The sequence below is a fragment of the Streptomyces sp. NPDC002623 genome (assembly GCF_053592635.1).
In genome coordinates this window covers 92,989-117,256 of record NZ_JBSFWB010000012.1, presented here as the reverse complement: position 1 = coordinate 117,256, position 24,268 = coordinate 92,989, and the positions used below count along the sequence as shown (strand labels likewise).

Sequence of the window (24,268 nt, the reverse complement as noted above, 5' to 3'; positions counted from 1 at the left end):
CGGCACGGAGACAGGATGGCGCGGGTTGGGTAGTGTTCAGTACACAGACTAATTCGGGACTGATCCGGGACTGATCCGGACGACGGGAGTGCACATGGCTGCGGTGGACCTCACCAGCCACCCCGGGCACCTGGCCCGGCGGCTGCAGCAGGCGCACTACCTGCTGTGGAACACGATGGTCTCCGAGGAGATCACCTCCCCCCAGTTCGCGGTCCTCAACGCGCTCGTCGCCGAGCCGGGCCTCGACCAGCGCACGGTGGGGGAGCGGGTGGGGCTCGACCGCTCCACCGTCGCCGAGGTCATCAGCAGGCTCATCCGCCGAGGACTCCTCGACAAGGTCCGCGACCCGCAGGACGGGCGCCGTTTCCTGCTGGGACTCACCGAGGACGGACTGCGCACCCACCGCAAGCTGACCGTGCGCACGGCCCGGATGAACCAGGTCTTCCTGTCCCCGCTCTCGGCCGCCGAGCAGACCCAGTTCCTCGAACTCATCCAGCGCGTCTCGGACGCGGCGGAGGGGCTGCGCAATCCGGGAGAACCCCTGGTCTCGTCATCCTGACGGGCCTGACGGGCCTGACGGGCCTGACGGGGCCGACGGGGCCGACGGGTGGGCGGGCCGGGTCCGATGGTGGGTGGGCCGGGGCCGATCAGGGCGCCTTCGCGAGCACCACCCATACCTGGCCCTGGGCGAAGGCGACCGGTTTGCCGTCGGTGGTCGTGAAGTCAGTGCCGTCCGCCGCTGTCGCCCGCGTCCAGTTCACGTCGTAGGCGCGTCCGTCGCGCAGCACCTCCGCCTTCCCCGAGCCCACCGTCTCGGTGTACGGCGTGTTGTTTCCGAGGAAGTCCTGGAAAGCCGATGCGCGCACGTTCACGTACTGCACGACCACCGTCGCCGGGGCCGACCGCCGCCCGTCGGCCGACACGGTAGGGCGGCCGTCCGTGGCGACCAGCCAGCGTGCCCTGCTCTCGGACCAGCTGAAGGTGAAACGGGCCGCCGGGTAGCGCACGGTGCGCGTGGTCGTCGCCTCGCCGCCGGAGGGCGCAGCTCCGTAGCGGAAGCCCGTGGTCAGCGCGGCGGCGCCCGGGGCGGAGGGCAGCAGACGGCTCGGCCGCAGGTAGAGGTTGTGCGGCGCGGCCCGGTCCGTTCCCCGGACGTAGGCGCCGGAGGCGTCCTCGGGCGTGACGGCGTCGAGCGGCGCCCTGTCGATCAGCGGCAGCAGCCTGCCCTGCGCGCCGGAGAACGCCAGCAGCGGCTGCTCGAACTGGCGCAGCAGCTCCAGATCGGACTCACGGGCGCTGCGCACGGGGCCCACGGCCTCGGGCAGCGTGGTCGCGTACACGGCCATCAGCCGGCTCAGCCCGCCTTCGACCTGCTCGACGTACACGATGTCCGCGGAGTCGAGCCCGGTCTGCGGCCGGGCGTCCGGCGCGTTGTCGATCTTCACGGCGAGCACGGAGCCGACGCCGGTGGTGGGGCTGGCGGTGCCGCTCGGGCTCTGTTGATTCGACGGGCTCCGGCCGTCGTCCGTCGAGGGCGCGCGGCTCGTCGTGCAGCCCACCGCGAGGGATAGCGCCAGGGTGCCGGCCAGTGCAGTCGCCAGCAGTGCCGCGGCGGCCGGGGAGCGCGGCGCGCGCCCTCCGCGCACCGTACGTCTCGAACGACTCCTGCTCATTTCCTTCACCCCGTTTCGTGTCTCGATTGTGCGCTCATCCGTTCGAAAGTGGCTATGCGTGACGGCGGAGGGTGGACGGCGGCGGGTGGATGGTGGACGGCGGGTGGACGGCGGCAGGCGGCAGGCGGCAGGCAGAGCGTGCCGGAGGCGGCCGTCGGCTGTCGAGGACGGCCCTCGGCTGTCGGGTGGCTGTCGCGCGACGGCGCGGTGAGGATCCTGATGACACCGTGGAACCGGTTGTGGAACCGGTTGTGGATCAGATCGGTTCGGTGGCCGTTGTGGGCGGTGTCCCGAGGATCTCGGCCAGGTCGTAGCGCACCGGCTCCTCCAGCTGCGCGTAGGTGCAGCTCTCCGGGGTGCGGTCCGGGCGCCAGCGGCGGAAGCGGGCGGTGTGCCGGAACCGTGCCCCGTTCTCCATGTGGTCGTACGCCACCTCGGCCACCCGCTCGGCCCGCAGCGGCACCCAGGACAGATCCTTCTTGCCCGACCAGCGGCTCGGCGCCCCGGGCAGCCGCGCCGACTCGTGGGCGGCCTCGTCCGACCAGGCCGCCCACGGATGCCCGGCCGCGTCCGCCATGCGCAGCGGCTCCAGTTCCTCGATCAGCTCCGCCCGGCGCTTCATGGCGAAGGCGGCGGACACACCGACGTGCTGGAGGACGCCCCGGTCGTCGTACAGGCCCAGCAGCAGTGAGCCCACCACCGGCCCGCTCTTGTGGAAGCGGTAACCGGCCACGACGACGTCCGCGGTGCGTTCGTGCTTGATCTTGAACATGGCGCGTTCGTCCGGCAGGTAGTGCAGGGTGAGCGGCTTGGCGATCACACCGTCCAGGCCCGCGCCCTCGTACTCCTCGAACCACCGCCGAGCCACCTCGGCGTCGGTCGTCGCCGGCGCCACGTGCACCGGGGGCGTCACTCCGGAGAGCGCCCTGGTCAGCAGCTCACGCCGGTCGGCGAGCGGTACGTCGAGGAGCGACTTGTCGGCCAGCGCCAGGAGGTCGAAGGCGACGAACGACGCCGGGGTCCGCTCGGCGAGGGTGCGCACCCGGGAGGCCGCGGGGTGGATGCGCTCGGTGAGGGCGTCGAAGTCGAGCCGTCCCTCCCGGGCGATGACGATCTCGCCGTCCAGCACGCACCGCTCCGGCACTCGCTCCCGCAACGCCTCCACCAGCTCGGGAAAATATCTGGTAAGCGTTTTCCCGGTGCGACTGCCCAGCTCCACCTCGTCCCCGTCGCGGAAAACGATCGCCCGGAAGCCGTCCCACTTCGCCTCGTACTGCATGCCCGGCGGGATCGCCGCGACCGACTTGGCGAGCATCGGTTTCACGGGCGGCATCACCGGCAGATCCATGTTTCCGACTCTACGAGCCGCGCATGGTGTCCGCTCGTTGCGCCGGTCCGCCCGGAAACAGTGCGCACGGTCCCGTCCGCCGCGAGCCCGCCCACCGTCGGAAGCGGAAAATCGTCGCAGCCCCGGTTCCACCGCCGGGGGCCCGGTTCGGTCAGGGGCAGCTCTCGCCGAACTTGACCGCGGTGAACTCGACCGGCTGCCCGGACGACTTCGCCCCGGCGGCGGGCTTCTGCGTGCACACCTGCCAGTTCGACTCCACGAGCACGAAACGGTCGTCGCCGGATGCGTCGGTGACGGTGACGGAGGTGCCCGCGTCGAGCGCGCGGCGTGCGGCCTTCACCGACTTCCCCCTGAAGTCCGGCATGGTCGCGCCGGCCTCGGCCGGCGCGGTCTCGTCCTCGGCCGGGCAGGTCTCGTCCAACTTGACGGCGCCGAAGTCGAGTTCGGTGTCCGTCGGCACGGTCTTCCCGGCTGCAGGCGTCTGGGAGCAGACTTTCCAGCCGCGGTCGAGGATCTGGTTGCGTTCGCGGCCGAGGGAGTCGTGCGAGGTGAGGCTGCGGAACCCGGCGGCCTGGGCGGTGTCCTGGGCGGACTGAAGGCCCATGCCGACGAACCCGGGGACGGTCTTCGTGTCGGCGGTGGCCTTGGCGTCGCCGCTGCTGGTGGTCGCCCCTGCGCCGGTTTCGGCCCCCGGGACTCCGCTGCCGCCGCTCGTGACACCGTCGTCCTCGCAGGCGGATCCGATGACGCCGAGGACGATGACGCCCACGACGATCGGGCCGACAAGTTTCCAGTTGGCCATGCTTGCCCCCTTGGTGCGGGTTGTGATGAAGGGTGAGCGTACGGTCGCTATGGGCGCGGTGGTGCCCAAGCGGCGGGTCTGTGACCTGAACGGGTGGGGCAAGTCGGCGGCGTACGCACCTCGGTGGCCCGCACTCCGAGGAGGGGGCAGCGGCATCGCCTCCCTCCGCATGGTTGGATTCCCGCATGACGGACTGGTCGCAACTCAGCCACGCATACGGCTCCGCGGAGGACATACCCGCACAGCTGGACCGCCTCGCCTCGGACCCCACCCCCGAGTTGTGGAGCGATCTGTGGTCGTCGCTCTGCCACCAGGGCAGCGTCTATTCGGCGAGCTTCGCGGCGCTGCCCTGGCTGGCCGAGGTGGCCGGCGGGGACGATCCCGGGCAGACCGTGAACGCACTGACCCTGGCGGGCGCGATCATGGCGGGCGCAGAGCCGTCGCACGAACCCGGCGATGTCCGGACGGAGCACGCGGCCGCGATCGCGGCCCTGTTGTCGCTGGCGAACGACGGTCTTCGGACCGCGTCCGACTCCACCGAGTACATCTATCTTCTGGAAGCCGTACTGAGCTTCGAAGGCGTGGAGGGCTGGGGCGAGGATCTGGCCTGGGGGCTGGTGAACGAGGAGTATCAGGTTTCCTGCCCCGGCTGTGAAACAGATCTGTTCATCGTCATCGGTGAACGCGGTTACTTCGCCTGCAGTGCCGACTACGCGTTGGCGGACGACGACGAAGACGTCGAGAGCAGGCCCCTGCGCCCGGCGAACCCCGCGGAGCTGGACGGCATCGGTCGTCGCCTCCACGATGTCGCCCTCGCCGACGGTCAGCACGAGGTCGCCGGCGCGCTGACCTACGTCTTCGGTGACGGGACATGCCCTGATTGCGAGGCGGACTTCTCGGTGGCCGCGCAGATCGGTGAGCACTGGTAGGTCTAGGTCGTCCAGGAGTTCCACAAACGGTTCCACAACCGTTCCACGCGCGGATCCGTATGTCGAACCCATGTTCGATTCCGTGCGCTGATCGCCGGGATCGTCCGGTGTGCGTGCTGATGCGAGTTGTGAGGGGTGTGTCTACCGTGGCTCGCATGGGCGATGCGGTGGAACTGGAAGTGGCCGGCCGGACGGTACGGCTGTCCAGCCCCGACAAGGTCTTCTTCCCGGAGCGTGGCTTCACCAAGCTGGACCTCGCCCGCTACTACCAGGCGGTCGCCCCCGGCATCCTGCGCGCCCTGCGCAACCGCCCCACCACCCTGGAGCGCTACCCGGACGGCGTGACCGGCGAGTCCTTCTTCCAGAAACGGGCGCCGAAGAACATGCCCGACTGGATTCCCACCGCCCACATCACCTTCCCCAGCGGACGCAGCGCCGACGAGATGTGCCCGACAGAACAGGCGGCCGTTCTGTGGGCCGCCCAGTTCGGCACCCTCACCTTCCACCCCTGGCCGGTGCGCCGCACCGACGTCGACCGCCCCGACGAACTGCGCATCGACCTCGACCCGCAGCCCGGCACCGACTTCGACGACGCCGTCCGCGCCGCACACGAACTACGCGCCGTCCTCGACGAGTTCGGCGGACTGCGCGGCTGGCCCAAGACCTCCGGCGGCCGCGGTCTGCACGTCTTCGTGCCCATCGAACCCCGCTGGACCTTCACCCAGGTCCGGCGCGCCGCCATCGCCGTCGGCCGGGAGATGGAACGGCGGATGCCGGAGCGGGTGACGATCAAGTGGTGGAAGGAGGAACGCGGCGAGCGGATCTTCCTCGACTACAACCAGACCGCCCGTGACCGCACCATCGCCTCCGCCTACTCCGTGCGCCCCCGCCCGCACGCCCCCGTCTCGGCGCCGCTGCGCTGGGAGGAGGTCGGTGCGGCCCACCCGCGCGACTTCGACCTCGCCACCATGCCGACGCGCTTCGCCGAACTCGGCGATGTGCACGCCGACATGGACGACCACGCCTTCTCCCTCGACGCCCTTCTCGACCTCGCCCGACGCGACGAACACGAACACGGCCTGGGCGATCTGCCGTATCCGCCGGAGTACCCGAAGATGCCGGGTGAGCCCAAGCGGGTGCAGCCGAGCCGGGCCCGGCACGAGAAGTCCCCGGATGAGCCGGAGGCGTCCTAGGGCCGCCCGCCCCTGGAGGGCGGTCGCCTCGGACGCCTCCGGCCTCGCTCACAGTTCCTTGATCCGGATGTCCCGGTACGAGACGACGTCCGTCGTGCCGTGCACCTGGAGTCCGATGTAGCCGGAGGCGAACCGCCGCCCGTCCGTGCCGGGGTCGTCCGCGCGTGGCGGGGTGAACGCCTGGCCGCCGGTGTTGTCGAACTCGTTGATCAGTACGCCGTTGCGGTAGACCGAGTAGTGCTGGTCGACGACCCTGATCTCGTAGTCGTTCCAGGTGCCCTTCTGCGTGACGCCGGCCCCGGCGAGCCCGACGCGGTCGAAGCCGTACACCGACCCCGTCTTGTACATGTCGCCGTCGGGCCGGTCCAGGACCTGCACCTCGTGCCCGTACTTGATGGCGACCCACTCGGGCCGGGACTCCTCGGGGTGGTCATGGACCCACGGGAAGCGCACGAACACACCGGAGTTGGCGTTGCCGGTGCCCGGAGCGTCGTCGCGCCACTGGAGCTTCAGCGAGAAGTCGCCGTACTTGCGCTGCGGGAACCAGAGCATGCCCAGGCCCTGTTGTGTGGTGCCGCTGGTGATCGACCCGTCGGGGTTCAGTCCGAACGAACCGCCGCCCACCTGCTGCCACTTGGCGAACGAGGTCGCGCTGCCGTCGAGGATCGTGCGGTAGCCCTCGGTCTGGCCGGGCCTGCCGATCCCGGACTCCCCGGCGGCCTCCTGGATCGCGTCGTACTCGCGCTGGTCGACGATCCCCTCGTCGAACAGCTTGTCCAGGACCGTCCTCACATGCTTGAGGAACAGGGCGTGGGATGTCCACTCCTTCTCGTCTTCGATCAACTCGTTGATCCGGCACCGGCTGTCGGTCAACCGGTTCCGCACCCCCGAGTCGACCGTGCCGACGATCACCGTCAACCGCTCGTCGTACTCAGGGCAGTTGGGGGCCGGGACCTGGCTCGACACCACGGTGAAGGTCACCGTGCGCGCGGCGGAGGTGTTGCCCGCCTTGTCGACGGCACGGTAGGCGAGGGTGTGCGCCCCCGAACGGTCGACGACCACCGGAAGGCTGTATGCAATATACGGTCCACCGTCGAGTGAATACTCGATCCGGTCGACACCCGACCCGCCCCCGTCGGTCGCGCTCACGGCAACCTTGGCGTTGCCGACATACGCCCCGTCGGAGTTCCTGGTGCCCTCGACGCTGACGCCGGTCACCGGCGGGGTCGTGTCCTGCGGGGTCGCCGCGACCACGGTGAACCGGGCGGTCTTCTCCGGGGACGCGTTGCCCGCCTTGTCGGTGGCCCGGTACCGCACGGTGTGCGTGCCGACCTGGTGCACCATTACGGGTGCGGTGTACGGCTGCCAGGCCCCCGTGTCGACGGCGTACTCGATGGTGTTGACCCCGGATCCGGTGTCGGAGGCCGACACGGTGACCGTCGCCATGTCGATGTACGTCCCGTCGGGGTTCTGCTCGCCGGTCACCGTCGCGGAGGTCTCCGGCGCCGTCGTGTCGTCGGAGGGTGGGGCGACGACCGTGAACTCGGCGCTCCTCTCGGCCGAGACGTTGCCGGCCTTGTCGAACGCCCGGTAGCGGATCTTGTGGGTGCCGACCTGGTCGACGACGACCGGCGTGGTGTACGGGATCCAGTCGCCCGACCCGCCTGCACTGTCGACCGCATACTGAATACGGTCGACGCCCGACCCGCCGCCCTCGTCCGTTGCGCTGATCGCGACACTCGCCGAGCCGACGTACTCGCCCTTCGCGTTCTGCGCGCCGGTGACCTGCGCGGTTGCCGCGGGCGCAGTCGTGTCCTCGCCGGTGCCCTCGGTCACCACGAGGATGCCCTGCATCTGCCCGTGACCGGGGATCGTGCAGTGGTAGAAGTAGCGGCCCGGGGTCAGGGTGACCTCGGCGGTGTGGCGGCCGCCCATGTCGTCGTTCGGGTTGGCCAGGATGTTCAGTTCGACGTCGTCGTTGAACTCGGGATCGCTGGTCACGAACGTCAATGTGTGCGGCATGCCGATGGTGTTGCCGGTCGCCACGCTGTTCTCGAAGACGATCGTCGCCTGACCCGCCACCGCCGTCGTGGGCGCCGACACGTACTTGGTGATGTCGTCGCCCGCGGTCCACGTGAGGACCTGGGCCGCCTGGGCCGCGCCGGCCTGTTCGGGCTGCGCCGCGCTGGGTGCCGCCTGCAGCCCGAGCATCATCAGCACGGCGGCCAACAGGGCCGTCAGGACTCTTCGTTGCCGTGTCACTCGCCCTGCCACTCGCGGTGTCACCTGCCGTGTCACCTGCCGTGTCACCTGTCGTGTCGCCGACCGGATCGCCTGCCGTCTCACTGGGTCCCCCTCGCCAGCAGTCCGACCGCCGGGGTCGGGCCGCCGCCCGTGTAAGTGACCTTCCACAGCGCCGACTTGGCGTCCGAGGTGAAGAAACCGCGGCCGTAGTCGAGGACGTACAGGGCGCCGTCGGGTCCGAACTTCCAGTCCATGAGGTTCTTGATGCCGTCGTTGCCGACCGGCACGATCTTCTTCAGCGACTCCGAGTGCACGGGCAGACCGCCCGTGCCTTGCGTCTTCGGGTCCATGACCACCGCGTTGCGCGGCTGGTCGGCGTCGTAGAAGTCGCCGACGAACCACTTGCCGTCCCAGTACGCGGGCCACTTGGCCGCGCTCGCGGTCGTGGCGTCGTAGCGGTAGACCGGCCCGTTCATCGCCGCCTGGCCGCCGCCCTTGAGCCACGGCAGCCGGTAGGTGGCCTGGTCCTTCCGGTAGGAGGGGACGCCGTTCGCATCGCGCGGGTAGTCGGGCGCGCCGCCCTGCGGTGAGTACCAGATGTTGTTGCCGGTGACCGGCGGCAGGTTGACCAGGCCGTCGTTGTTCGGCGACTCGTTCTTCGGGTGGTCGCAGTCGTACCAGCCCAGCGGCTGCGTCGGGTCCGGCAGATTGCGGTCCCGGTAGGGCTGCTTGTTGCCCATGCAGTAGGGCCAACCCCGGTTGCCCGCCTGGGTGATGACGGCGAAGGTGTCGTACTTCGCCGGTCCCCACGTCGTCGACGGCTCGCTCGCGTCCGGGCCGACCCAGCCCGCGTACAGGGCGTCGGTCGTGCGGTCGACGAAGATGCGCGCGGGGTTGCGGACGCCCATCACATAGATCTCGCCGCGGGTCTTGCCACCGCCCTCCTCGGTCTCCCGGCCCGTGAAGAGGTTCCCGGCCGGAAGCGTGTACGTGCCGTCTGCTTCCGGATGGATGCGCAGGATCTTGCCGTTGAGGTTGTTGGTGTTTCCGGCGGTGCGGCGCGCATCGGCGAAGGAGACGCCCTTGAAGTTCGGCTGCGGGTTGTTGCCGGAGTAACCGCCGCTGAAACCACTGGAGTTGTTGTCACCGGTCGCGATGTACAGGTTGCCCTTGGAGTCCCAGGCCATCCCGCCGCCCGCGTGACAGCAACTGTGCACCTGAACCGGCCACTTGAGCAGCACCTTCTCGCTGTTGAGGTCGAGCCGGTTCGTGGCGGGGTCGAGCGTGAAGCGCGAGACGCGCCGCTCGGCCATCCGGGTCTCGCGGTTGACGCCCGAGTGCGGCGTGTAGTGCAGGTACACCCAGCCGTTCTGTGCGAAGCGCGGATCGAGCTCGATGCCGAGGAGCCCCTCCTCGACCTTGATGAGCTCGTCGCCCCCGCCCTTGTTGCCGAAGACACTCAACTCCCCTGCGAGAGTCACCTTCTTGGTCGCCGGGTCGTAGACGTGGAGCTGTCCCTTGCCCTTGCCGACGTCCGGGTTGTTCCAGTCGGTGACGACCGGCTGGGAGGAGTCGGCGCCGCCCCGGCCGATGTACAGGACGCGACCGTCCGGCGCGGTGACCAGGCCGTGCGGTTCGCCGATCTGGTCGTTCCTGCCCGGCTGGTTGGCGGGGGTCAGGCGCTCGGCCTTGTAGTTCCCGGTGATGGTCGCCTTGCAGTCGGCCTGCACCAGCCGGGTCGTCCACAGCAGGGCGCCGCGCAGATGCGCACGGAAGTCCGTCTCGTCGTACGACGACACCGTGCCGCCCATGCCGGTGTAGAACGAGCGGCCGCCGTCGTAGTCGCGGCACCAACTCACCGGGTGGTCCCAGCCGTTGGCGCTCGCACCCGGCTGGTACGTGGACTCGCGCACCCGGGCGACGGTGTGCACCTCGCCGGACGGGTTCTTCACCCAGTTCGACCACACGTCCGGGCGCTTCCATTCCAGCGGCAGCTCCTTGGTGGCCGGATGCTGTCGGTCGCCGATCTCAACGGTCGCCCGCTGGACGGTCGTCGGGCTCGACGCGGCCGGACGGGCGCCGATCAGACCGGTGAACCAGTCCGAGTACGGCTCGGCGCGAGCCGCGTCATGGAGGCCGACGAATCCGCCGCCGGCCTCCATATAGGCCTCCAGGCCCGCCTCCTGCTCCGGATCGAGGACGTCGCCGCCCCCGGTCAGGAACACGACGGCGTTGTAACTGCCCAGTCTCGTCGCGCTGGTGAAGACCGAGGCGTCGTCCGTGGCCTCGACCTCGAAGCGCTGGGCGGTCGGACCGGACAGACCGATCCGCTCGACGGCCTCGATGCCGGCGTTGACGACCGGCGACTCGTCCCCGGCCGCGGCCGACCCGTGGAAGACCAGGACGCGTACATCGGCACTGCCCGGCGGCGACTTGACGGACATCGTTGTCAGGGGTGGTTCCGGGACAGGGCGTGCGTCCGCGGCAGGGCCGGACAGCAGTCCGGCGACGAGCGTCCCGCACGCCACGGTCGTCACCCGGATTCGTCTTCTCGTGCTCAATCCTCGTAAGTGCATGGGCACCTCCTCGGTCACGGCGGCAGCGCCAAGGAAGCTAGACGTCTTTGCGCGGCCCGCCAATACCTATGACCGCAATGGCACGAACTTTGTCCTGGGTGTGGAGAAACAGCGGAACGACCGGTACCGTCGCACAGGTTCATCACAGGCTCGATCACGGGCTCGTCTTCTTCATCGTCGCAAATTCCGTACCAGGGTGGGGAGTTCGGCATGGATAGACGCGGGTTCAACCGGCGAGTGCTGCTGGGCGGCGCCGCGGTCGCGACATCGTTGTCCCTGGGGCCGGAGGCGGTGAGCGCCGAGGAGCCGGCGAAGACCGCGCCGGCCGGGGGAGCGGTCAGGCACCTCAAGCTGTACGCCGAGAAGCTTGCCGACGGGCAGTTCGGCTACGGCTTCGAGAAGGGGACGGCCTCGATCCCCGGGCCGCTGATCGAACTCGACGAGGGCGACACCGTGCACATCGAGTTCGAGAACACCCTGGACGTGGCCGCGAGTCTGCACGTTCACGGCCTGGACTACGAAGTGTCCAGCGACGGAACGAAGTTGAACCGCAGCGACGTCGAGCCCGGCGGCACCCGCACCTACACCTGGCGCACCCATGCCCCCGGCCGCCGCGCCGACGGCACCTGGCGGGCGGGCAGCGCGGGCTACTGGCACTACCACGACCACGTCGTGGGGACGGAACACGGCACGGGCGGCATCCGCAAGGGCCTGTACGGCCCGGTGATCGTCCGGCGCAAGGGCGACGTCCTGCCCGACGTCACCCATACGATCGTCTTCAATGACATGACGATCAACAACAGGCCCGCCCACTCGGGCCACCAGGGCCCCGACTTCGAGGCGACCGTGGGCGACCGGGTCGAGTTCGTGATGATCACGCACGGGGAGTACTACCACACCTTCCATATGCACGGTCATCGCTGGGCCGACAACCGCACCGGTATGCTCACCGGCCCCGACGACCCCAGCCAGGTCATCGACAACAAGATCGTCGGCCCGGCCGACTCCTTCGGCTTCCAAGTCCTCGCGGGGGAAGGCGTGGGCGCCGGCGCTTGGATGTACCACTGCCATGTGCAGAGCCACTCCGACATGGGCATGGTCGGCCTGTTCCTGGTGAAGAAGCCCGACGGCACGATCCCCGGCTACGAGCCGCACGAGCCGCATGAGGCGAGCGAGACGAGCGAGATCGACGAGACGAACGAGACTCACGAGCGCTGAGGGCGCTTCTCTGCGGTGAGAGCGCTCTCACCGCCTGTCTCCTCCGGAGTTATCCTGAGCCGCAGTCGGCCAGGAGGAGCTCTGCAGTGACCGAGACAGCGTCGCGCCCCACGTTGGAGGCCGTGGCCGCGCGGGCCGGGGTCTCACGGGCGACCGTGTCGCGGGTCGTCAACGGCGGGGACGGTGTCCGGGAGCCGCTCGTCGAGCGGGTCAGGAGGGCTGTGGAGGAGCTGGGCTACGTCCCGAACCAGGCCGCGCGCAGCCTGGTGACGAAGCGGCACGACGCCGTCGCCGTCGTCATCGCCGAACCGGAGACGCGGGTCTTCGCCGACCCCTTCTTCGCGCTCCAACTGCGCGGTATCAGCAAGGAACTGACCGCCCGTGACAACCAGCTCGTGCTGCTGCTCACCGAGGGCCGCGACGACCACGCCCGCGTCGCCCGTTATCTCGCCGGCGGCCATGTCGACGGGGCCCTGGTCTTCTCGCTGCACCTCGACGACCCGCTCCCCGGCCTGATCCAGGGCGCCGGTGTCCCCACCGTGTTCGGCGGCCGTCCCGGCTGGAGCGACGGCACCCGGGACGTGGTCTACGTCGACAGCGACAACCGCGGCGGCGCCCGCGAGGCCGTGCGCCACCTGGCAGGCCTCGGCCGCACCCGTATCGCGCACATCACCGGGCCCCTCGACCAGACCTCCGCGGCGGACCGGCTCGACGGCTACCGGGAGGTCATGGGCGACACCGACCCAAAGCTCGTCGTCGAGAGCGACTTCACTCCCGGCGGCGGCGAGCGGGCGATGCGGGAACTCCTCGGCCGCTGCCCGGACCTCGACGCCGTGTTCGCCGCCAACGACCTCACGGCCTCGGGCGCGCTGCGCGTCCTGCGCGAACACGGACGGCGGGTCCCCGAGGACGTCGCCGTGGTCGGCTTCGACGACATGCTGCCCGTCGCCGAACAGACCGATCCGCCGCTGACGACGATCCGTCAGGACATCGAGGAGATGGGTCGCATCATGGCCCGCCTCCTGCTGCGCCGCCTCGACCGACGCATCGCCGACGACGAGGCCGGCGGCGTGGTCCTGCCGACCACCCTGGTGCGCCGGGCCTCCGCCTAGAGGTCTTCCGGCTGCGCGCTCTTGATCACCGCGAAGCGTGCCCCGTAGGGGTCGGCGAGTTTGGCGATGCGGCCGACGCTCTCGACGTCCGTGGCGGGCATCCGCACTCTGCCGCCCAGCTCCTGCGCCTTGCCGACGACCGTGTCCACGTCGGTGACCTCGAAGTACGGCAGCCAGTACGCCCCCGTCTCGGCCTCCGTGGGATCGTCGGCCAGCGGCACCATCCCGCCGAACATCGCGTCCTCCCCGGCGTCGGCCGGGTTGACGCAGGTGTACGTGCCGCCGGGGAAGGAGACGGCCGAGGTCTCCAGGCCCAGGGTCTTGTTGTAGAAGGCGGCCGCGGCGGCGATGTCCGGTGTGTACAGCTCGACCCAGCACAGCGAGCCGGGGTCGCCCGCCACGTCCACGCCCTTGGTCTGCGCGGGCTCCCAGAGGCCGAACCCGACGCCCGCCTGGTCGGCGAGGATCGCCATCGTGCCCTGGCCCATCACGTCCATCGGGGCGTAGAGCATCCTGCCGTGCGCCTGCTCGGCCGCCTTGGCCGTGGCCTGCGCGTCCGACGTCCGGAAGTACACCGTCCACGAGGGCGGGCCCTGCTCGGGCGTGGTCTGCATGCCGCCCGCCACGGTCTTCCCGTCCAGCTGGAAGAAGCCGTAGCCGCCGGCGTCGGGGCCCGCCGACTCGAACCGCCAGCCGAAGAGTGCGCCGTAGAAGGAGCCGGCGCCGTCGATGTCGGACGTGCCGACGTCGATCCAGTTCGGAGCGCCGTCGACGAAACGGGTGGTGAGCATGATGGCCCTCCTCGAAGGGGTCCCGTCCTCTGCCTCTGCTCTGCACTGCTCTGCCGAGTCTTGCACCGACCACTGACAATCGCTGCCGGAGCACGCCGACGGCCGCGAGCCGCCCGCACGGTCACTGTCGGTGACTGTTGGACACCGGTGCGGTGCAGGGTCGTCGATCGCGTCGCGTCTTCCGCGCGCCGCCGTGCGTCGCGGTGCCCGCCGGGGTCATCATCGAGGCGGTCGGGGCCCCGGTGCGTTCGCACGTATATCCGGCGTTGATCGAACGTTTTTCGCCGCCGGGCACGATTCTCGCCATGTACACCGACACGATTCCCACGCCCGAGCTCACCTGGCAGCGAGAGGCGTTGTGCGCACAGACAGGGGCGGAGTTCTTCTTCCCCGAGCCCGGCAGCTCGGTGCGGGAGGCGAAGCGCATCTGCGGCATGTGCGAGATGCGCCCCGCCTGCCTGGAGTACGCCCTGGCCAACGACGAGCGCTTCGGCGTCTGGGGCGGCCTGTCCGAGAAGGAGCGCCTACAGATCAGACGCACGGCGAACTGACCGTCGAAGTCGCGCTGTTCCTCGGATAATTCAGACGACCGCGTCGCGGGGGTGCGGTTAGGATCCGGGGGCGCGTCCGGACGTAGCGCAGAGGCAGGCGCATCGCCCTGTCAAGGCGAACAACGCCGGTTCGAATCCGGCCGTCCGGATGCGTGCGCGGTCCCGTAGAGCAGTGGCAGACTCGCCACCTTCTCAGGGTGGATACGCCGGTTCGATTCCGGCCGGGACCACAGTTCGACGAGGGCGGGGCGGGGACGCATGGGCGAGGAGAACCAGGGGGCGGCGGTCACCTCGCCGGTCACCGAGGCGGAGTTGGCCGCCTTCCACGAGGTCGTGGGCAAGCTGCGCACCCTGCCCGTCGACGATCCCGTACGACTGCGGGCCGAGCATGTCGCCGCGTCCTTCGCACGCGACGGACGACTGCGGCGGCGCAGGGCCCGAGGCGTCGAGGCGTCGGCCGCCGACGCGGCGACGATGGCCGCGACCGCGACCGGCGCCCTGGACCGGCGCGAGGACGCAGCCCTGGCGGACGGCGGCCGAGGCGGCGCCTTCCGTCGGCCGCGGAGCTGCTACGTCTGCAAGACGCCCTATCGAGAAGTCGACACCTTCTACCACCGCCTGTGCCCGGAGTGCGCCGCCGACAACACGCGCCGCCGCTCCCTGAGCACCGACCTCGGCGGACGCCGGGTCCTGCTGACCGGCGGCCGGGTGAAGATCGGCTTCCGGCTGGCGCTGATGATGCTGCGCGACGGTGCGGAGACCGTCGTCACCTCACGCTTCCCGCATGACACCGTCCGTCGCTTCCGCGCCGAGCCGGGCAGTGCGCAATGGCTGGACCGGCTCACCGTGCTCGCCGTCGACCTGCGCGACCCGCGCCAGGTGCTCGGCCTGTGCGAGGAACTGCGCCAGGAGGGCGAGCCGTTCGACATCCTCGTCAACAACGCGGCGCAGACCGTGCGCCGTCCGCCGCAGTCGTACGCCCTGCTGGCCGCCGGAGAGCACGACGCGCTGCCCGAGGGCGCGCGCCGGGCACCCGGGTTCACCTCGATGCGGATGCTGGAGGGGCTCGGGGGTTCCGTCTCCGCGCTGCCCGCCGCCCTGCGCGAGGCCGACGAGGCGGGCCTGCTGCCCGACCCCTCCCCGGCGAACTCCTGGTCGGCGCGGCTCGGCGCGCTCGACCCGGCCGAGGTGCTGGAGACCCAGCTCGTCAACGCCCTCGCCCCCGCGCTGCTCTGCGACCGTCTGCTGCCGCTGCTGCTCGCCTCCCCGCATCCGCGCCGGTACGTGGTCAACGTGACCGCCGTCGAGGGCCGGTTCGCCGTGCGCAACAAGATGCCCGGGCATCCGCACACCAACATGGCCAAGGCCGCCCTCAACATGCTCACCCGGACCAGCGCCGCCGCCCTCGCCGAGCAGGGCGTGCACATGTGCGCCGTGGACACCGGCTGGATCACCGACGAGAACCCGGCGCCGAAGAAGGCCCGGATGGCGGGCGCGGGGTTCCGTACCCCGCTGGACATCGTGGACGGCGCGGCACGCGTGTACGACCCGATCGTGCGCGGCGAGGCCGGGCATCCGGTGTCGGGCGTGTTCCTCAAGGACTACCAGGAGGCCCAGTGGTGAGCGAGGGGACCGAGGCCGCAGCCGGGCCGGCCGGTTTCGCCGGAGTGCCGCACGTCGCCCCGCGCCCCCTCGCCGATCTCGCCCCGCTGCTCGACTGGCTGCGGGCCGGGCGCCCGGCGGGTGAGCGGCTGGACTTCGCCGCGGGGAGTGCGCTGCCCGACGGACGGCTGGACCTGTGCAAACAGGGACTCGGGGCGGCGGGCGCGGCCCTGGTCGCCGAGGCGCTGGCCGCCGGGCCCTCGCCCGTACGGCATCTGCTGCTGGGCACCGACGCCCTCGGGGACGACGGCGCCGTCGCCGTCGCGGGTACGGACGCGCCCGTCGAGACGCTCTACCTCGGCTGCAACGGCATCACGGCGGGCGGCGCCTGCCGTATCGCCGACCAGCTTCGGGCCTCGCCGCAGGTCGTCACCGGAGTCTGGCTCAAGCGCAACCCGCTGGGCGGGGGAGGGGGCCGGGCGGCAGCCGAACTCGTCGAGTCGGCGCGGACGTTGCGCACCCTCGACCTCGTCCAGACCGGGCTCGACGGGGCCGGCGCGACCGTGCTCGCCGACGCGCTGCTCGCCGCCGCGGACGAAGGGCGGCGCGTGGAGCGGCTGTTCGTGGGCGGCAACCCGCTGGGGGAGCGGGGCGCGGAGGCGCTCGCGGCCGTGGTCGCGGCCGGTGCGATCGACGAACTGTACGTGTCCGCCGCCCGGTTGGGCGACGCGGGCGCGCACCGGCTCGCCGACGCCCTGGAGCGGGCGGCGTACGGGCGGCTCGCTCGGCTGTCGGTGGCGAGCAACGGCATCGGGCCCTCGGCCGCCGCCCGGCTGGTCGGCGCCGCCACCGCCGCCGGCGTCACGCTGCTGGACCTCGGCCGGGTCAGGGCCGCGGCCGTGCTCGGCGCGGCGGACAACCGGCTGGACCTGGCCGCCGCCGAGACCGTCGGGCGGACGTTGGCGGCCGCCGAGCATCGTCTCGCCCATCTGGTCCTGCGCCACACCGGCCTGCACAGCCGCGAGGCCCATCGCCTCCTCGACCACGCGCCCCGCGCGGTCACGGCCACCCGCTTCGTCCTCGGCCAGGGCGTCGCCGCCAGCGTCAAACAGCGTCTGGCGGCACTCAGCGCCCATGTGCCGGCCTTGACCGTGCCTTCCGACGTGGCGGCCGTACGCAGTGTGCACCGCTAGCCGACGCGGCCGGCGCGGGCCGGGCTACCCTCTGCGGCAAGGGCGGGGTCGTAGCGCAGAGGCAGGCGCGCCGGGTCTCCAAAACCGGGTCACGCTGGTTCGAATCCAGCCGCCCCGCCCCCTGCGCCGGGCGCGATCAGCCCGCGGCGCGCGCGGCCATGCGGGCCTTGCGCGTGGCCAGCTTCTCGTCGAACTTCGAGGCCTCCGAGTCCAGACCGCCCATGTACAGGCCGATCTCCTCCTGCGCCTTCTGTCCCTCGGGGCCGAGACCGTCGATCTCCATGACCTTCAGGAAGCGCAGCACGGGCTGGATGACGTCGTCGTGGTGGATGCGCAGGTTGTAGACCTCGCCGATCGCCATCTGCGCGGCGAACCGCTCGAAGCCGGGCATGCCGTGACCGGGCATGCGGAAGTTGACGAGGACGTCGCGCACGGCCTGCATGGTGAGGTCGGGGGCGAGCTCGAAGGCGGCCTTCAGCAGGTTGCGGTAGAAGACCATGTGGAGGTTCTCGTCGGTCGCGATACGGGCCAGCATGCGGTCGCAGACCGGGTCGCCCGACTGGTGGCCGGTGTTGCGGTGCGAGACGCGGGTGGCCAGCTCCTGGAAGGCGACGTACGCGACCGAGTGCAGCATCGAGTGCCGGTTGTCCGACTCGAAGCCCTCGCTCATGTGCTGCATCCGGAACGCTTCCAGCTTGTCCGGGTCCACCGCGCGCGAGGCGAGGAGGTAGTCGCGCATCACGATGCCGTGGCGGCCCTCCTCGGCGGTCCAGCGGTGCACCCAGGTGCCCCATGCGCCGTCGCGGCCGAAGAGGGAGGCGATCTCGTGGTGGTAGCTGGGCAGGTTGTCCTCGGTGAGCAGGTTCACGACGAGCGCGATCCGGCCGATCTCGGTGACCTTGGACTGGCCCTTCTCCCAGGCCTCGCCGTCCTCGAAGAAGCCGGGGAAATTGCGGCCGTCGCTCCACGGCACATACTCATGGGGCATCCAGTCCTTGGTGACCTTGAGATGCCGGTTGAGTTCCGTCTCGACCACTTCCTCCAGGGCGTACAGCAGCTTGGCGTCGGTCCAGACGGCGGGGCTGCCGAGGTGCGGGGAGGTGATCGTCACGGGAACTCCAGAGGGGACGTGAAGCGGAGTGGAACAATCCGGCGAGCGAGGCCGGCAACTTACGGGATCGTAGGCTACGTACCCGTAGGTTACGAAGCCGTAGGTTAAGTTCCCTGTAAAGATCGCTGATCAGCCGCGTTTCGTCGGGCAATTCGGGGCATGCCGAGCAGCCCCGGGATCCGCAGGTCCCAGGGCTGAAGAGGTGATCGGTTCACCCGGTCAGGCGTACAGTTCACGCAGTCGGACCGAGAGGCATGTCACACAGCCTTCGAGTTTCTCGAACTCGCTGATGTCGACCACGACGGGCTCATGACCGAGATCGGCGAGCATTTCCGCCGTCTTGGGCGCGCTGGCCGCGATGAGGACGTGCGGGCCGCCGAGCAGCACCACGTGCGAGCCGGCCTCCTCGGGCACCGACAGGAAGCGCGGGAACAGCGACGGCCGGTCCACCTTGGGGATGTGGCCGATCACCGTGCCGTCGGGCAGCGCCGTGACCGCCGACTTCAGGTGCAGCACCTTGCTCACCGGCACGGCCACGACCTGCGCCCCCAGCGGCTCGAAGGCGGCCCGCACCTGCTGCACGCCGGCCGCGTTGGTCCGTCCGCCCCGGCCGACGTAGATCGTGTCGCCGATCTTGAGCACATCGCCGCCGTCCAGCGTGCCCGGCTCCCAGATCCAGTTCACCGAGCAGCCCAGGCGGGCCACGGCCTCCTCGACCCCGATGGTCTCGTCGCGCCGGGACTCGGCGCCGGAGCGCGCGATCAGGGCGACGTTCTTGTACATCACCACCGTGTCCTCGACGAACACGGAGTCGGGGCAGTCGTCGGCCGGATCGACCTCGACGGTCTCCCAGCCGTGCGTCCGCAGCGTGTCGGCGTACGTCTCCCACTGCTCCTGGGCGAGCTCGACGTCGACCTTCTCCCGCTCGACGTGCGTCACCAGGCCTTCGGCGAGGCGCGGGCTGGGGCGGCGGATGAGGGCCTTCTTGCTGGGCACGTCCAGGTCTCCGAATCGGGTGGCACAACCGGCGCCTCGGACGCGGCGCCGGTCAGCCATCATGCAGGGCGCGACCATGAGCACAAAACCCCGCAGTAACAATGTGCCCTTCCTGAGACCCGCGCCGTACGCCGGGCCCGGCGCACGGCGCTATGCCGGATCCGCCACCTCCGCCGCCGTCGTCTCGCGCAGTTCCCCGTCCAGCAGCAGCCACCGGGTGATGCCGATCGACTCCAGGAACGGCAGGTCGTGACTGGCCACGATCAGGGCGCCCTCGTACGACTCCAGGGCCGTGGTGAGCCGGCGCACGCTCGCCATGTCCAGGTTGTTGGTCGGCTCGTCCAGCATCAGCAGCTGCGGCGCGGGCTCGGCCAGCATCAGGGCCGCCAGGGTCGCCCGGAAGCGCTCCCCGCCGGAGAGCGTCGCCGCCTTCTGGTCGGCGCGGGCGCCCCGGAACAGGAAGCGGGCCAGCCGGGCCCGGATCCGGTTGTTGGTGGCGCTCGGCGCGAACCGTGCCACGTTCTCGGCGACCGTGCGCTCGTCGTCGAGGACGTCGAGGCGCTGGGGCAGGAAACGCAGCGGCACGTGCGCGTGCGCCTCGCCCTCCTCGGGCGCCAGCTCCCCGGCGATCGTGCGCAGCAGCGTCGTCTTGCCCGCGCCGTTGCGCCCGACCAGCGCCACCCGTTCCGGACCGCGCAGGTCGAAACCGCCCGCCACGCGCGTGCCGTACGCGAGCCGGAGGTCCTGGAGCGTCAGAACCTCCCGCCCCGGGGGTACGGCCGTGTACGGCAGGTCGATGCGGATCTCGTCGTCGTCCCGGACGGCCTCCGCGGCGTCGTCGAGCCGCTCCCTGGCCTCGGCGAGCTTCTCCTCGTGCATGATCCGGTGCTTGCCCGCCGACTCCTGCGCCGCGCGCTTGCGCGCCCCCATGACGATCTTCGGCTCGCGTTTCTGGTCGAACATCTTCTGCCCGTACCGCTTGCGGCGGGCCAGCTTGACCTGGGCGTCGACCAGTTCGCGCTTCTGCTTCTTCAGATCGGCCTCCGCGACGCGCATCATGCGCTCGGCCGCCTCCTGCTCGGTGGCCAGGGCCTCCTCGTAGGCGGAGAAGTTGCCGCCGTACCAGCTGATCCCGCCGCCGTGCAGGTCGGCGATCTGGTCGACGAGGTCCAGCAGCTCCCGGTCGTGGCTGACCACGACCAGCACGCCGGGCCAGGACTCGACGGCCGCGTAGAGCCGCCGTCGGGCGTACAGGTCGAGGTTGTTGGTCGGCTCGTCCAGCAGCAGGATGTCCGGCCGGCGCAGCAGCAGTGCGGCCAGTCGCAGCAGGACCGACTCGCCGCCCGACACCTCGCCGATGGTGCGGTCGAGGTCGACATGGCCGAGCCCGAGCTCGCCGAGGGTGGCCAGGGCGCGCTCCTCGACGTCCCAGTCGTCGCCCAGGGTCTCGAAGTGCGCCTCGGACGCGTCTCCCGCCTCGATGGCGTGCAGGGCGGCCCGCCGCGCGGCGATGCCGAGCGCGTCGTCGACCCGCAGGGCGGTGTCCAGGGTGACGTTCTGCGGGAGGTGGCCGACCTCGCCCGCGAGGCGCACGGCGCCGTCGGCGGGGGCGAGTTCGCCGGCGATCAGTTTCAGCAAGGTCGACTTTCCGGAGCCGTTGACGCCGACGAGTCCGGTCCGGCCGGAGCCGAAGGCGACGTCGAGCTCTTCGAAGACGGCGGTGCCGTCGGGCCAGGAGTAGGCGAGGGAGGTACAGGTGATGGAGTGGGTCAAGGCGGGCCTCGCGGTTGCGTGTGCGGTCAGGGCGACACGTGTCGAGACACCGCAGGACGGCGACCACCGCGGCGGCGCGAGGGCATGAAGAAGGCCCTGCTCCGCAAGGACGGCATGGACGGCTCGAAGGCCGAGGTCGCACGCGACGCACACACCTGACAGGTGTGGCGCGGTGTCTCAGGACCTCAGACGAGCAACGTCCTTCTCCAATCGGCGGCAACAGAACCGCTTCACACCGTAGGAGGGCCCGGGAGAGCCGTCAAAGGATTAAACGGATCGGCAGACCTCGGCAGACCTCAGCAGGCGTCGCGCATCAACTCCGCCAGATCGTGGTCGAGGTCGAGCTGCAGGTGCTCGGTCCCGACCGGCACCAGCGCGCTCGAGGCCTGCAGGAAGCGGCGGATGTCCGCCGAGTGCACGTGCACGACGGCGGTGCCCTCGGGCGCGTGGAACTCCAGCACCGTGCGGTCGTACCCGTAGGGGCGCACCCGGACGTCGCCGTGGCCCTCGGCCGTGTGCTGGCCCGCGGCGAGCAGCTCGCGGGCGAAGGTCCAGCAGACCTCGACGCCCTCCAGGGTGGCCGGAGCGGGGAAGGTCATACGGACGGCGAAGGGATCCCGGCGGTCGTAGTGCAGTGTGGCGGGGATGTTCGGCATCCGTGGCGCGGCGGCGACAAGACGGGCCTCTACGGGCTGCTCGATGACGATGGACAACGCCTTGCTCCCTCGTGACGGCGGGACGAACTTCCGGGCGGTGGGTCCGGACACTGGAAGAGACGCCGGAACCGGTCGATCCGTGCACACCGATTTCGAGTGACCTCGGTCACCGCGATTCATGCACGGGAGTGACTCAGCTCTCCTCCCGTGCCCCTAGGAGCAGTTGAGGAGATCGAGGGCGTCTGGACGCCACCGAGAGCCGTGGGCTAGCTTCCCCCGCCATGAGGCGCTTGGGGAAGACGCGACGCACGGTACGAAACACACGGGGGAGCGGGCGAGTGGCGGCGGCGGTCTGCGGGGCGGCGCTCGCCGTCCTCACCGCCCTGCCCGCCCAGGCCCACACACAGCGGCCCGCGGCGCCGCGCTGGGACCTCAAGGACACCGGCGCCGCCGCCGTACGGTTCCGTGGCCTCGCGGCCGTCGACCGTGACACCGCGTGGGTGGCGGGCAGTCAGGGCACCGTCCTGCGCACCGCCGACGGGGGCGAGAGCTGGCGGGACGTCTCGCCGCCCGGCGCGGCCGACCTGCAGTTCCGGGACATCGAGGCGTTCGACGGGCGCCGCGCCGTGGCGCTGGCCATCGGCGAGGGCGAGGCCTCGCGCGTGTACCGCACCGAGGACGGCGGCAAGACCTGGACGGAGGCCTTCCGCAACACCGACTCCCGCGCCTTCTACGACTGCATGACCTTCTTCGACCGCCGCCACGGCCTCGCCATGAGCGACCCGGTGGACGGAAAGTTCCGCATCCTGTCGACCAGCGACGCGGGCCGCTCCTGGAAGGTGCTGCCCGACGCGGGGATGCCGGCCGCCCTGGCGGGCGAGGCGGGCTTCGCCGCAAGCGGCCAGTGCCTGGTCGCCGCCGGGGCGAAGGACGTCTGGCTGGCGACCGGCGGGGCCGCACGCGCGCGTGTGCTGCACTCGTCCGACCGTGGACTGACCTGGACGGCCACCGACGCCCCGATCCCCGCGGGGGACCCCGCGCGCGGGGTCTTCGCCCTCGCCTTCCGCGACCGCGCCCACGGCCTCGCCGTCGGCGGCGACTACCGCGCCGACCAGCCGTCCCCGCAGGCCGCCGCCACGACCGGCGACGGCGGCCGCACCTGGCGGACCGCAGCCACACCGCCGCCCGCCTACCGCTCCGGCGTCGCCTGGCTCCCGCACAGCCGCACCGCGGCCCTCGCGGTCGGTCCCACCGGCACCGACCTGACCACCGACGCCGGACGCACCTGGCGCACCCTCGACACCGGCTCGTACGACACCGTGGACTGCACCCCCGACCTCGGCTGCTGGGCGGCCGGCGAACAGGGCCGGGTGGCCCGCCTGGAGAGCTGAACCGTCTGCGGGGTACCCGGCGGGGCGCGGCGCGAAAGGAGGCTCCGGCGCGCCCTGGACCCGCCGGACGAGCCGACGCGAGTCGTACGCTCGTCCCCACCATGACGATCGTGAACATTCCCGCGGGCTGGCCCGCGACCGAGGAAGAGGCCTGCGCCGTCCAGGACGAACTGCGGACGCGAGCCGTGCTCGACGAGCCGGGGCCGCCGCCCGGGACGGGCTGGGTGACCGGCGTGGACGTCGCCTACGACGACGAGCGGGACGTCGTCGCCGCGGCGGCCGTCGTGCTGGACGCGGCGAGCCTCGAAGTCGTCGCCGAGGCCACCGCCGTCGGGCGGATCTCCTTCCCGTACGTCCCCGGACTGCTGGCCTTCCGCGAGATCCCCACCGTGCTGGCCGCCCTGGACGCCCTGCCCCGCCCGCCGGGCCTGGTCGTCTGCGACGGCTACGGCGTGGCCCACCCGCGCCGCTTCGGCCTCGCCAGCCACCTGGGGGTCCTCACCGGGCTGCCCACGATCGGCGTCGCCAAGAACCCCTTCACCTTCACGTACGACGACCCGGACGCCCCGCGCGGATCGGCGTCCCCGCTGCTGGCGGGCGACGAGGAGGTGGGGCGTGCGCTGCGCACCCGCGCGGGGGTGAAGCCGGTCTTCGTGTCCGTCGGCCATCGCGTCGCCCTGGACACCGCCTGCGCCCACACCCTCGCCCTCACCCCGCGGTTCCGCCTTCCGGAGACGACCCGCAGGGCGGACTCACTGTGCCGCAGGGCGCTTCAGGAGGCGCTTGAGGAGACGCCTCCTGAAGCGCCTCCGGAGGCGACGATCCGCCACTGACCCACTTCCTTGTACGCGGAGTCGTAGACCGCCGAACCGTCCCCGGCCTCCAGGGCGTAGTGCTTCAGAGTGCCTCCCCAGTACCGCAGGATCCGCCCCAGCTCACCCACCCGGTCCTGGGTCGACGCGCCCTCGTCCACCGTGACTTCGAGAACGAACTTCATGCTGCTCCCCTTCCCCTCCGGTTCCGCTTCGGTCCTGTTCCGATCAGGTGCTTCAATCGTTTCATTGAATTGCTTCTTGGCACTTGGGAGCGCCTGGGAGCGCCTGGGAGCA

General features: G+C 70.9%; 21 protein-coding genes and 3 tRNA genes. 13 read left to right on the top strand and 11 right to left on the bottom strand.

What is annotated here, in order from left to right; genetic code table 11:
- The first annotated feature begins 94 nt into the window (after positions 1 to 94).
- The gene (locus tag ACWD4O_RS23000) at positions 95 to 559 is read left to right on the top strand and encodes a MarR family winged helix-turn-helix transcriptional regulator (RefSeq protein ID WP_358804044.1); all 465 of its coding nucleotides are present in this window, start codon (positions 95 to 97) and stop codon (positions 557 to 559) included.
- 88 nt (positions 560 to 647) lie between these two features.
- Here the strand turns inward: ACWD4O_RS23000 and ACWD4O_RS22995 are convergent, their stop codons facing one another.
- The 3 genes from ACWD4O_RS22995 to ACWD4O_RS22985 form a co-directional block, all read right to left on the bottom strand.
- A complete protein-coding gene (locus tag ACWD4O_RS22995; protein ID WP_451282339.1) occupies positions 648 to 1,673 on the bottom strand; it encodes a DUF3048 domain-containing protein in 1,026 nt (341 codons plus the stop codon).
- A 256-nt stretch (positions 1,674 to 1,929) separates the two neighbouring features.
- Complete coding sequence (locus ACWD4O_RS22990; RefSeq protein WP_451282337.1) at positions 1,930 to 3,021, bottom strand: ATP-dependent DNA ligase; 1,092 nt, start codon at positions 3,019 to 3,021, stop codon at positions 1,930 to 1,932.
- Between the two features lie 151 nt (positions 3,022 to 3,172).
- Positions 3,173 to 3,823, bottom strand: a complete 651-nt coding sequence (locus ACWD4O_RS22985) for a PASTA domain-containing protein (RefSeq protein ID WP_451282336.1) — start codon at positions 3,821 to 3,823, stop codon at positions 3,173 to 3,175.
- Positions 3,824 to 4,008: 185 nt separating this feature from the next.
- Here ACWD4O_RS22985 and ACWD4O_RS22980 point away from each other — a divergent pair, with 185 nt between their 5' ends.
- A complete protein-coding gene (locus ACWD4O_RS22980) occupies positions 4,009 to 4,752 on the top strand; it encodes a hypothetical protein (RefSeq protein ID WP_451282335.1) in 744 nt (247 codons plus the stop codon).
- A 155-nt stretch (positions 4,753 to 4,907) separates the two neighbouring features.
- Entirely contained in the window at positions 4,908 to 5,945 is a 1,038-nt protein-coding gene (gene ligD / locus ACWD4O_RS22975; RefSeq protein ID WP_450948006.1) for a non-homologous end-joining DNA ligase, read from the top strand.
- Between the two features lie 48 nt (positions 5,946 to 5,993).
- On the opposite strand, the gene ACWD4O_RS22970 is transcribed toward ligD, so the two are convergent.
- On the bottom strand, positions 5,994 to 8,159 hold the full coding sequence (locus ACWD4O_RS22970; RefSeq protein ID WP_451282570.1) for an OmpL47-type beta-barrel domain-containing protein: 2,166 nt from the start codon (positions 8,157 to 8,159) through the stop codon (positions 5,994 to 5,996).
- A gap of 128 nt (positions 8,160 to 8,287) precedes the next feature.
- A complete protein-coding gene (locus tag ACWD4O_RS22965) occupies positions 8,288 to 10,765 on the bottom strand; it encodes a ThuA domain-containing protein (protein ID WP_451282332.1) in 2,478 nt (825 codons plus the stop codon).
- Between the two features lie 210 nt (positions 10,766 to 10,975).
- On the opposite strand from ACWD4O_RS22965, the gene ACWD4O_RS22960 reads away from it, so the two are divergent.
- Positions 10,976 to 11,983, top strand: coding sequence for a multicopper oxidase domain-containing protein (locus ACWD4O_RS22960; RefSeq protein WP_451282330.1), 1,008 nt, complete (start codon positions 10,976 to 10,978; stop codon positions 11,981 to 11,983).
- 86 nt (positions 11,984 to 12,069) lie between these two features.
- Entirely contained in the window at positions 12,070 to 13,095 is a 1,026-nt protein-coding gene (locus tag ACWD4O_RS22955) for a LacI family DNA-binding transcriptional regulator (RefSeq protein ID WP_451282328.1), read from the top strand.
- Here ACWD4O_RS22955 and ACWD4O_RS22950 read toward each other — a convergent pair.
- On the bottom strand, positions 13,092 to 13,886 hold the full coding sequence (locus ACWD4O_RS22950; RefSeq protein ID WP_451282326.1) for a VOC family protein: 795 nt from the start codon (positions 13,884 to 13,886) through the stop codon (positions 13,092 to 13,094). The genes ACWD4O_RS22955 and ACWD4O_RS22950 overlap by 4 nt on opposite strands.
- 305 nt (positions 13,887 to 14,191) lie before the next feature.
- Between ACWD4O_RS22950 and ACWD4O_RS22945 the strand changes: the two genes are divergently transcribed.
- The 6 genes from ACWD4O_RS22945 to ACWD4O_RS22920 all read left to right on the top strand — a co-directional run bounded on the left by ACWD4O_RS22945 (position 14,192) and on the right by ACWD4O_RS22920 (position 17,351).
- Entirely contained in the window at positions 14,192 to 14,437 is a 246-nt protein-coding gene (locus tag ACWD4O_RS22945) for a WhiB family transcriptional regulator (RefSeq protein ID WP_451045171.1), read from the top strand.
- Positions 14,438 to 14,513: 76 nt separating this feature from the next.
- Positions 14,514 to 14,586 (top strand) — tRNA-Asp (locus ACWD4O_RS22940).
- 9 nt (positions 14,587 to 14,595) lie between these two features.
- A tRNA-Glu gene (locus ACWD4O_RS22935) sits at positions 14,596 to 14,667 on the top strand.
- Positions 14,668 to 14,695: 28 nt separating this feature from the next.
- On the top strand, positions 14,696 to 16,060 hold the full coding sequence (locus ACWD4O_RS22930) for an SDR family NAD(P)-dependent oxidoreductase (RefSeq protein ID WP_451282324.1): 1,365 nt from the start codon (positions 14,696 to 14,698) through the stop codon (positions 16,058 to 16,060).
- Positions 16,057 to 17,232, top strand: a complete 1,176-nt coding sequence (locus ACWD4O_RS22925) for a ribonuclease inhibitor (protein WP_451282322.1) — start codon at positions 16,057 to 16,059, stop codon at positions 17,230 to 17,232. Before ACWD4O_RS22930 ends, ACWD4O_RS22925 begins: the two co-directional genes overlap by 4 nt.
- A 42-nt stretch (positions 17,233 to 17,274) precedes the next feature.
- Positions 17,275 to 17,351, top strand: a tRNA-Trp gene (locus ACWD4O_RS22920).
- A gap of 17 nt (positions 17,352 to 17,368) precedes the next feature.
- Here the strand turns inward: ACWD4O_RS22920 and ACWD4O_RS22915 are convergent.
- The 4 genes from ACWD4O_RS22915 to ACWD4O_RS22900 all read right to left on the bottom strand — a co-directional run bounded on the left by ACWD4O_RS22915 (position 17,369) and on the right by ACWD4O_RS22900 (position 21,825).
- Positions 17,369 to 18,343 (bottom strand): acyl-ACP desaturase, encoded by a 975-nt coding sequence (locus ACWD4O_RS22915; protein ID WP_451282320.1) that lies wholly within the window; start codon positions 18,341 to 18,343, stop codon positions 17,369 to 17,371.
- Positions 18,344 to 18,562: 219 nt separating this feature from the next.
- Positions 18,563 to 19,339, bottom strand: coding sequence for a dimethylargininase (gene ddaH, locus ACWD4O_RS22910; RefSeq protein ID WP_451282318.1), 777 nt, complete (start codon positions 19,337 to 19,339; stop codon positions 18,563 to 18,565).
- 150 nt (positions 19,340 to 19,489) lie between these two features.
- Positions 19,490 to 21,112 (bottom strand): ABC-F family ATP-binding cassette domain-containing protein, encoded by a 1,623-nt coding sequence (locus ACWD4O_RS22905; protein WP_451282316.1) that lies wholly within the window; start codon positions 21,110 to 21,112, stop codon positions 19,490 to 19,492.
- 296 nt (positions 21,113 to 21,408) lie between these two features.
- Positions 21,409 to 21,825 (bottom strand): SsgA family sporulation/cell division regulator, encoded by a 417-nt coding sequence (locus ACWD4O_RS22900; protein WP_450948017.1) that lies wholly within the window; start codon positions 21,823 to 21,825, stop codon positions 21,409 to 21,411.
- 224 nt (positions 21,826 to 22,049) lie between these two features.
- Here ACWD4O_RS22900 and ACWD4O_RS22895 point away from each other — a divergent pair, with 224 nt between their 5' ends.
- Together ACWD4O_RS22895 and ACWD4O_RS22890 are read left to right on the top strand one after the other, a co-directional pair.
- Complete coding sequence (locus ACWD4O_RS22895; protein ID WP_451282314.1) at positions 22,050 to 23,159, top strand: WD40/YVTN/BNR-like repeat-containing protein; 1,110 nt, start codon at positions 22,050 to 22,052, stop codon at positions 23,157 to 23,159.
- Between the two features lie 101 nt (positions 23,160 to 23,260).
- Positions 23,261 to 23,992 carry an endonuclease V gene (locus ACWD4O_RS22890; RefSeq protein WP_451282313.1) on the top strand — a complete coding sequence of 244 codons (732 nt, stop codon included), beginning with the start codon at positions 23,261 to 23,263 and terminating at the stop codon, positions 23,990 to 23,992.
- Here the strand turns inward: ACWD4O_RS22890 and ACWD4O_RS22885 are convergent.
- On the bottom strand, positions 23,932 to 24,156 hold the full coding sequence (locus tag ACWD4O_RS22885) for a hypothetical protein (protein WP_451282311.1): 225 nt from the start codon (positions 24,154 to 24,156) through the stop codon (positions 23,932 to 23,934). The genes ACWD4O_RS22890 and ACWD4O_RS22885 overlap by 61 nt on opposite strands.
- Positions 24,157 to 24,268: the final 112 nt, after the last annotated feature.

Excerpts from the sequence above, each read along its gene's own strand:
- ACWD4O_RS22895 (WP_451282314.1), top strand. The coding sequence starts at position 22,050 with ATGAGGCGCTTGGGGAAGACGCGACGCACGGTACGAAACACACGGGGG.
- ACWD4O_RS22995 (WP_451282339.1), bottom strand. The coding sequence starts at position 1,673 with ATGAGCAGGAGTCGTTCGAGACGTACGGTGCGCGGAGGGCGCGCGCCG.
- ACWD4O_RS22980 (WP_451282335.1), top strand. The coding sequence starts at position 4,009 with ATGACGGACTGGTCGCAACTCAGCCACGCATACGGCTCCGCGGAGGAC.
- ACWD4O_RS22965 (WP_451282332.1), bottom strand. The coding sequence starts at position 10,765 with ATGCACTTACGAGGATTGAGCACGAGAAGACGAATCCGGGTGACGACC.
- ACWD4O_RS22970 (WP_451282570.1), bottom strand. The coding sequence starts at position 8,159 with ATGATGCTCGGGCTGCAGGCGGCACCCAGCGCGGCGCAGCCCGAACAG.
- ACWD4O_RS22990 (WP_451282337.1), bottom strand. The coding sequence starts at position 3,021 with ATGGATCTGCCGGTGATGCCGCCCGTGAAACCGATGCTCGCCAAGTCG.
- ACWD4O_RS22960 (WP_451282330.1), top strand. The coding sequence starts at position 10,976 with ATGGATAGACGCGGGTTCAACCGGCGAGTGCTGCTGGGCGGCGCCGCG.
- ACWD4O_RS23000 (WP_358804044.1), top strand. The coding sequence starts at position 95 with ATGGCTGCGGTGGACCTCACCAGCCACCCCGGGCACCTGGCCCGGCGG.
- ACWD4O_RS22890 (WP_451282313.1), top strand. The coding sequence starts at position 23,261 with ATGACGATCGTGAACATTCCCGCGGGCTGGCCCGCGACCGAGGAAGAG.
- ACWD4O_RS22950 (WP_451282326.1), bottom strand. The coding sequence starts at position 13,886 with ATGCTCACCACCCGTTTCGTCGACGGCGCTCCGAACTGGATCGACGTC.
- ACWD4O_RS22985 (WP_451282336.1), bottom strand. The coding sequence starts at position 3,823 with ATGGCCAACTGGAAACTTGTCGGCCCGATCGTCGTGGGCGTCATCGTC.
- ACWD4O_RS22930 (WP_451282324.1), top strand. The coding sequence starts at position 14,696 with ATGGGCGAGGAGAACCAGGGGGCGGCGGTCACCTCGCCGGTCACCGAG.
- ACWD4O_RS22945 (WP_451045171.1), top strand. The coding sequence starts at position 14,192 with ATGTACACCGACACGATTCCCACGCCCGAGCTCACCTGGCAGCGAGAG.
- ACWD4O_RS22885 (WP_451282311.1), bottom strand. The coding sequence starts at position 24,156 with ATGAAGTTCGTTCTCGAAGTCACGGTGGACGAGGGCGCGTCGACCCAG.
- ligD (WP_450948006.1), top strand. The coding sequence starts at position 4,908 with ATGGGCGATGCGGTGGAACTGGAAGTGGCCGGCCGGACGGTACGGCTG.